This window comes from Arthrobacter sp., from assembly GCF_031988865.1.
Lineage (GTDB): Bacteria > Actinomycetota > Actinomycetes > Actinomycetales > Micrococcaceae > Arthrobacter_B.
On the sequence record NZ_DALZXY010000134.1, the window covers coordinates 1 to 6,227 of the forward strand.

General features: G+C 67.8%; 5 protein-coding genes and 2 pseudogenes. All 7 read right to left on the bottom strand.

Going from position 1 to position 6,227, the window contains the following annotated elements; translation table 11 throughout:
- Nucleotides 1-185, bottom strand: a pseudogene (locus RTN46_RS16090) (CTP synthase); the annotation flags it as partial.
- Nucleotides 182-1,930, bottom strand: coding sequence for a DNA repair protein RecN (gene recN / locus RTN46_RS16095; RefSeq protein ID WP_312182899.1), 1,749 nt, complete (start codon nt 1,928-1,930; stop codon nt 182-184). The gene recN and the pseudogene RTN46_RS16090, both read right to left, overlap by 4 nt.
- Nucleotides 1,927-2,871: an NAD kinase gene (locus RTN46_RS16100; RefSeq protein WP_312182901.1), complete on the bottom strand. Its 945-nt coding sequence runs from the start codon at nt 2,869-2,871 to the stop codon at nt 1,927-1,929. The genes recN and RTN46_RS16100 overlap by 4 nt, the downstream gene beginning before the upstream one ends.
- Before the next feature lie 52 nt (nt 2,872-2,923).
- Nucleotides 2,924-3,769: a TlyA family RNA methyltransferase gene (locus tag RTN46_RS16105; RefSeq protein ID WP_312182903.1), complete on the bottom strand. Its 846-nt coding sequence runs from the start codon at nt 3,767-3,769 to the stop codon at nt 2,924-2,926.
- A 2-nt stretch (nt 3,770-3,771) separates the two neighbouring features.
- The gene (locus RTN46_RS16110) at nt 3,772-4,011 is read right to left on the bottom strand and encodes a hypothetical protein (RefSeq protein ID WP_312182905.1); all 240 of its coding nucleotides are present in this window, start codon (nt 4,009-4,011) and stop codon (nt 3,772-3,774) included.
- 9 nt (nt 4,012-4,020) lie between these two features.
- Nucleotides 4,021-5,016: an HAD-IIA family hydrolase gene (locus RTN46_RS16115; protein WP_312182907.1), complete on the bottom strand. Its 996-nt coding sequence runs from the start codon at nt 5,014-5,016 to the stop codon at nt 4,021-4,023.
- Nucleotides 5,009-6,227, bottom strand: a pseudogene (locus tag RTN46_RS16120) (hypothetical protein); the annotation flags it as partial. The gene RTN46_RS16115 and the pseudogene RTN46_RS16120, both read right to left, overlap by 8 nt.

The following is a 6,227-nucleotide window of genomic DNA, read 5'->3' on the forward strand; positions in this document are numbered from 1 at the left end:
GGATCGAGCTTTTGCATGGTCACCGAGAGGCCGCGTGCCCGAAGCAGGTGGCCGAGGCTGGAAGCCGTCAGTCCCTTACCAAGGGAGGACGCCACGCCGCCGGTGACGAAGATGTGTTTGGTCGTAGAAGACGACTTGGGAAACCTGGAATTTGATCGCTGCACCACGGAATTCGAGCCTATCACCTTTTGTTGGTCTGGGTAGTTGCCCCACCGGGGACGGCAGCCGTCGCCAGCAGTTCCTCGGCGTGGGCACGGGCCGACTCCGAGTCCTCGTGGCCTGCGAGCATCCGGGCCAGTTCCCTGATCCGGGCCTCGCGGTCCAGCACAATGACATCACTGGCCGTTACGCCGGAGCCGTCACCTGCCGAGGTTGAGGTTTTAATCACGCGGATATGGTGGCTGGCGAATGCAGCCACCTGCGGGAGGTGCGTGACGACGATGACCTGCACATGCCGGGCCAGCATGGCCAGCCGCCGGCCGATTTCAATCGCCGCCTTGCCGCCAACCCCGGCGTCCACTTCATCAAAAACGAAGGTGGGCACGGGGTCGACTTCGGCGAGCACCACTTCGATCGCGAGCATAACGCGTGAAAGTTCACCACCGGACGCTCCCTTGCCCAACGGGCGGGGCGGCGCTCCTGGGTGCGGGGCGAGGAGGAATTCGATCGTGTCCGCACCATGCGGACCGAGTTCACCCGCCCCTTCGACGTTGATGATCAGACGGGCATCGGGCATCGCCAGCGCCGCGAGTTCCTCGCTGACCCGGCCGGAGAGCTCAGCAGCTGCGTCGGTGCGCAGCTTGGTCAACCCTGCCGCCTCATCCTGCAGCCGGGCCTCAAGGTCCGTCAGTTCGGCTTCCAGGGACTCGATGCGGTTGCCGTCGTCCCCCAGGTCCGCCAGGCGCGCACGGCCGGTCTCGGCCCACTCCAGGACCTCGTCGATGGACGGTGCGTACTTGCGGACCAGGGTTGCCAGCTCCGCGCGCCGCGATTCGACTTCTGCCAGCCGTCCGGGCCCCTCACCGTCAAGCGATGCACTGTAGCTGGAGAGTTCCGCGGCAATGTCCGCCAGGATGTAGCCAACCTCGGCGAGCCGGGCTCCGGCCTGGGCCAGGGCGGGGTCGTGTTCCCCGGCCTGCTCCAGCTGGCGCTTCGCGGCGTCCACCAGCGACGTCGCGTCGGAGCCGTCGGCGAAGTCCCCGGCCACCAGCGCCTGGTGGGCCTTGACGGAGGCGGTGCGGAGTTCCTCGATGTTGCCCATCCGCATGGCCTCGGTCTTCAAGTTTTCATCTTCGGCGGGCTCTGGTGCGACGGCGTCGATCTCCTCCAGCGACGCGGCCAGGTACTCGGCCTCACGCAGCCGTTCCCGGGCGGTCTCCCGCAGTTCAGCCAGTTCCGTGGCGGCGGCCCGCCAGCGGGCGTAGCCGGCGCGGTAGTCCTCCAGCGCAGATCCCAGGGCCTCCCCCGCGTACTTGTCCAGCGCCTCCCGCTGGGCGGTGGCGCTCTTGAGCCGCAGCTGGTCGGTCTGTCCGTGCACGGCCACCAGATGGCTGCCCACTTCGGCCAGTACGCCCACGGGCGCCGAGCGGCCGCCCAGATGGGCGCGGCTGCGCCCGTCGGCGTTCACGGTGCGGGCCACCAGAAGTTCGACGCCGCCGTCGCACTCCTCCAGTTCGGCCCCCGCTTCCACGGAACGCAGCACGGCGGGGCTCTCATGCGGCAGCCGGACGACGGCCTCGGCCAGCGCCGATTTGGCGCCGGTACGGACGGCACCGGCATCAGACCTTGCTCCCAGCAGGAGCCCCAGGGCGGTGATCACCATGGTTTTGCCCGCACCGGTCTCGCCGGTGACGACGGTAAAGCCGGAGCCCAGGGTCAGGGTTGCATCGGTGATGACACCGAGGTCCCGAATGCGTATTTCCTCGATCACGGGAGACCTCCTCCGCTTTCGACTGGATCCGCAGGGTGGTTCACGGGCCCGCGCCAGCCTTGGGTGGGCAGCTGGAACTTGCGGACCAGCCGTTCCGAAAAGGGTGTTTCATGCGTACGGGCCAGGCGGACCGGAACGGTGGAGCGGGTAACCTCCACCCGTGCTCCCGGTGGCAGGTCGGAGCTGCGGCGTCCGTCGCACCAGAGCACGCCGTGCGCCTGGTTCCGGGCAAGGATCTCGACCGCCAGGATGGATTCAGGTGCCACAACCAGGGGCCGGGAGAAAACGGCGTGGGCGCTGATCGGTGTGATGAGCAGGGCTTCGACCTCCGGCCAGACGACGGGACCCCCTGCGGAGAACGCGTAGGCGGTGGAACCCGTGGGCGTTGCCATGACCACGCCGTCGCATCCAAAGGAGGAGATCGGGCGTGCGTCGACCTCCATCACGACTTCGAGCATGCGCTGGCGGTCGGCTTTCTCCACGGCTGCTTCGTTCAGGGCCCAGGTGTGCGCCAGGAGGGTGCGGTCCAGCCAGACCTTGACGTCGATCGTCATGCGTTCTTCGACGGTGTAGGCCCGGTCCACGACCCAGCGCACGGTCTTTTCCAGGTCTTCACGTTCGCTTTCGGCCAGAAAACCGACGTGGCCAAGGTTGACCCCCAGCAGCGGAACTTCGGAGCCGCGCACCAGCTCTGCGGCCCGGAGGATCGTGCCGTCTCCACCCAGGACCATACCGAGGTCGACCTCGCCGAGCTGGACGTCCTTGCCGAGGATTTCAGTGGGAACCGTGAGCTGTCCGTATTCGGCCTGGATAGCCTCCAGGTCCTGGCAGCGCATCACCGGTGTAAGACCAGCCGCAGAAAGCTGGGTGCAGACTTCCTGGGCCGCAACCATGGCAGCCTTCCGGCCGGTGTGCGCGAGCACCAGTATCCGTCTGCTCATAATCTTCTCGTCCTGTTCTGCTCCGATACGGAGCAAGTGTGTTGCCGTCCCGTCAGTCTTCTATGCCTTCCGGCTCCGCCGCAAACGCCGGGCTTCCATCGAACACTGCGTTGATCAGTACCGATGCTGCCTCCGAGCGGTCGCCGGCGGCACGCACGGCAGCTGCGGGGACGGTCATCCACATAAAGAATTCCACATTCCCGTTCTGGCCGGGCAAAGGACTGCGGGCGATTCCGGCAATTTCCAGTCCGGCTGCGACGGCGGCGTCCGCCACCCGGTCCACCGCCAGGCGGTGCCGTGCCGGGTCGGTGACGACGCCGGTGCGGTTGAGCAGCTCACGGCCTACCTCGAACTGCGGCTTGACCATCAGCAGGAGGCTTCCGCCGGGACTGGTGGCCGCAGCCAAGGGGTGGACGACCATGGTCAGTGAGATGAAGCTGAGGTCGGCGACCGTGAGGTCCACGGGACCGCCGATCTCCTCCGGAGTGAAGTAGCGGACATTCATGCCTTCGAACACGCGTACGCGCGGATCGGCCCGGAGCGAATCCACCAGCTGCCCGTGGCCGACGTCCACGGCAGCAACCTCCCGGGCCCCGGAACGCAGCAGCACGTCCGTGAATCCCCCCGTGGAGGCGCCGGCGTCGAGGCAGCGCAGTCCGGCGGGGTCCACGGCGGGAAACGCCGCCAGGGCGCCGGCCAGCTTGTGGCCAGCCCGGCTGACGTAGTCCGGTCCGCCGTCGTCTGTAATGCTCAGGGGCTCCTCCGGCCGGATGGGGGCCGAGGGTTTGGTCAGAACGGCACCGCCGCGGATCACGCGGCCGGCGGCGATGAGCTTTGCGGCGTGGGTCCGGGAGCGCGCGAGGCCGCGGCTAACGAGTTCCTGGTCGAGTCTGGCCACGGTTATTCAGCTCCCGGTTCCTGGTTCAGGGCCGCAAGCAGTCCGTCGTGGAGGTCCGTGTAAAGCGCGGCATGTTCGGACACCGGGAGTTCCGGCACGCGATCCAGGCCGGACAGCACGGCGTCCACCCCGGTGTCCCCGGTAACGGTTCCGGGACCCGGCACGCGCACAGGTGCTCCCTTCCGGCTTGTTTCGGTGCCGGCGGGTGCCTCTGCGTCAGGATTCTCGTTGCTTTCGTCCACGGCCAAAGCCTAGCTGCCGCTACCGACAGTCCATCGGACTTCCGGGGTGGTCGCCACCGGAGCGTCCGGGTGGGCGTCCCACCAGGCAGCACAGGCGGCACGCCATCCATCGAGAGTCTCTTCGGGAGCGCTGATTTCCACCGCACCTCCGACCACCCGGGCCTGGGCCTCGCCACAGCGGAAGCTCTCTCCGGTGCGGGTGATTTCCGGGTAGGGCTCATACAGGGCCCCCAGGTTCGGAATCAGGTGGACCGGCCGTTCCGCGGTGCGGGCCGCCAGTGCCGTTGCCGGGGTATCCACCCCGGTCAGCACCAGCGCCGTCGCGAAGCCTGCGTTGGTGCCTCCGAGGATGTCGGTATCCAGGCGGTCGCCGACGACGAGGGGGCGTGAGGCGCCGAGGTGCTGTGCCGCCGTCGTAAACAGCGGCGCTTCCGGCTTCCCGGCGACCACCGGTGTCTTGCCCGTGGCAGCGGCGACTGCCGCGACCAACGTGCCGTTGCCGGGAGCGATACCGCGTGCCTGCGGGATGGACAGGTCCGTGTTCGTAGCTACCCAGACAGCGCCGGCGGCAACTGCGAAGGCAGCTTCAGCCAGGTCCTTCCAGCCAAGTTCCGGGTCGAAACCCTGAATCACTGCCACCGGCTGGTCATCCGCGGAGCTCACCGGCTCCAGGCCCTGGGCCCGTACCTGATCGATCAGCGTTGCACTGCCGGTGACCAGGACCCTGCTGCCGGCCGGGACAAGTCCGGCCAGCAGCTCCGCCCCGGCCTGGGCCGAGCCGAAGACGTTCTCCGCGGTTGCCGGTGCCCCCAGTTCATTCAGGTGCCCGGCAACCGTCGCCGAGGAACGTGAGGCGTTGTTGGTGACGTAGGCCAGTTTGATGCCTGCCGCCTCCAGGCCCTGGAGAGCCTCCGGCGCACCGGGGATGGCGTGGGGGCCAGCGTAGATAACCCCGTCGAGGTCAGAGAGGACCGCGTCGAAATTCTCCACCAGCGCCTTAGTCATTGCGCCCCGCGGCGTCCTCTGCAGCTGCTTCGCCGTCTTCGGTGTCGGGCTCGGCTTCATCGGTGCCAAGCAGTGCTTCACGCTCGTCGCTGGGCAGCGCGTCGTCGGACTCGTCCTCCTCGGAATCCGGAACGGCCGCCTCGGGTACCTGTGCATAGTTACCCGAGCGGTCCTCAGCCACGGTAGCCTTGCCGCCGTCGGCGTTGTCGGCGTTGTCCCGGCGGAAGCGCGGCTTCGCGGGGACCTCGTCGTCTTCGCCCAGGTCCATGATCTCGGGCTCAGCGAATTCACCAATGCCCAGGACGCTTTCGGCCAGGAGTGCCTGCCGGCGCCAGGTCTCCGCTTCGTTGCCGCGGCCCGCAAGTTCCAGGGCATCGGCGTAGGCGTTGAACAGGCGGGGGCTGTAGGAGAACGCGCGGTTCTTATCCAGCTGCGGGATCTCCAGCGCGGCTACGGCGGCGTCGAACTGTTCCATGTCCATCCGGGCACCCGAGGCCACAATGGCCATGTCGACCTTGCCGGCGGTGTCCATGTCAGCTGCTTCTTCGGAGCGCACCAGGTCCAAGGCCCGGTCCGGGCGGCCCAGACCGCGTTCGCAGTCGGCCATCATGGCCAGGTATTCGTTGGAGCCGCTGATTCGGCGGTGGGTGCGGAATTCCCGCAGCGCGTCGCCGAACTCCCCCGCGGCGTAGGCCGTCAGGGCAACTGCTTCGCGAACCGCTGCGAGGCGTCCGCCGCGGCGGCTGGCTGCCAGGGCGTGCTGGAAAGCCAGCTCCGGCTCGGCGTCAATCAGCCGTCCGGCCATCACGAGGTGCTTGGAAACCCACTCGCCGTTGACCTCTTCGAGGTTGCGCAGCTGGGCGCGGGTAACCTTGTCCAGCTCCTGTCCTGTGACGTCGTCATCGATTTCCGGCGACCGCTCACGGTCTGAACGGTTGGCGCTCCGCAGGTCACGGGCGTTGTGCTTACGCTCGGTAACGGGTGCCTCGTCGCGGCCGTGTCCCTGGCCCTTGCCCTGGGGCCGGTCGTTGGGCCGGTCGTTGCTGCGGAACGGGCGGTCACCGCCGCGCTGCGGGCGGTCCGATGACGGGCGGCGATCGGAATCCTTGCGGAACGGCTTACGCTCGTCACGGCCAGCACCACCGGCATACGGCTTACGATCACCCCGATCATTGTTGAACGGCTTACGCTCACCATCACGAGCCGGACGA

Coding starts and splice junctions, on each gene's coding strand:
- RTN46_RS16100 (WP_312182901.1), bottom strand. CDS start 2,871: ATGAGCAGACGGATACTGGTGCTCGCGCACACCGGCCGGAAGGCTGCC.
- RTN46_RS16115 (WP_312182907.1), bottom strand. CDS start 5,016: ATGACTAAGGCGCTGGTGGAGAATTTCGACGCGGTCCTCTCTGACCTC.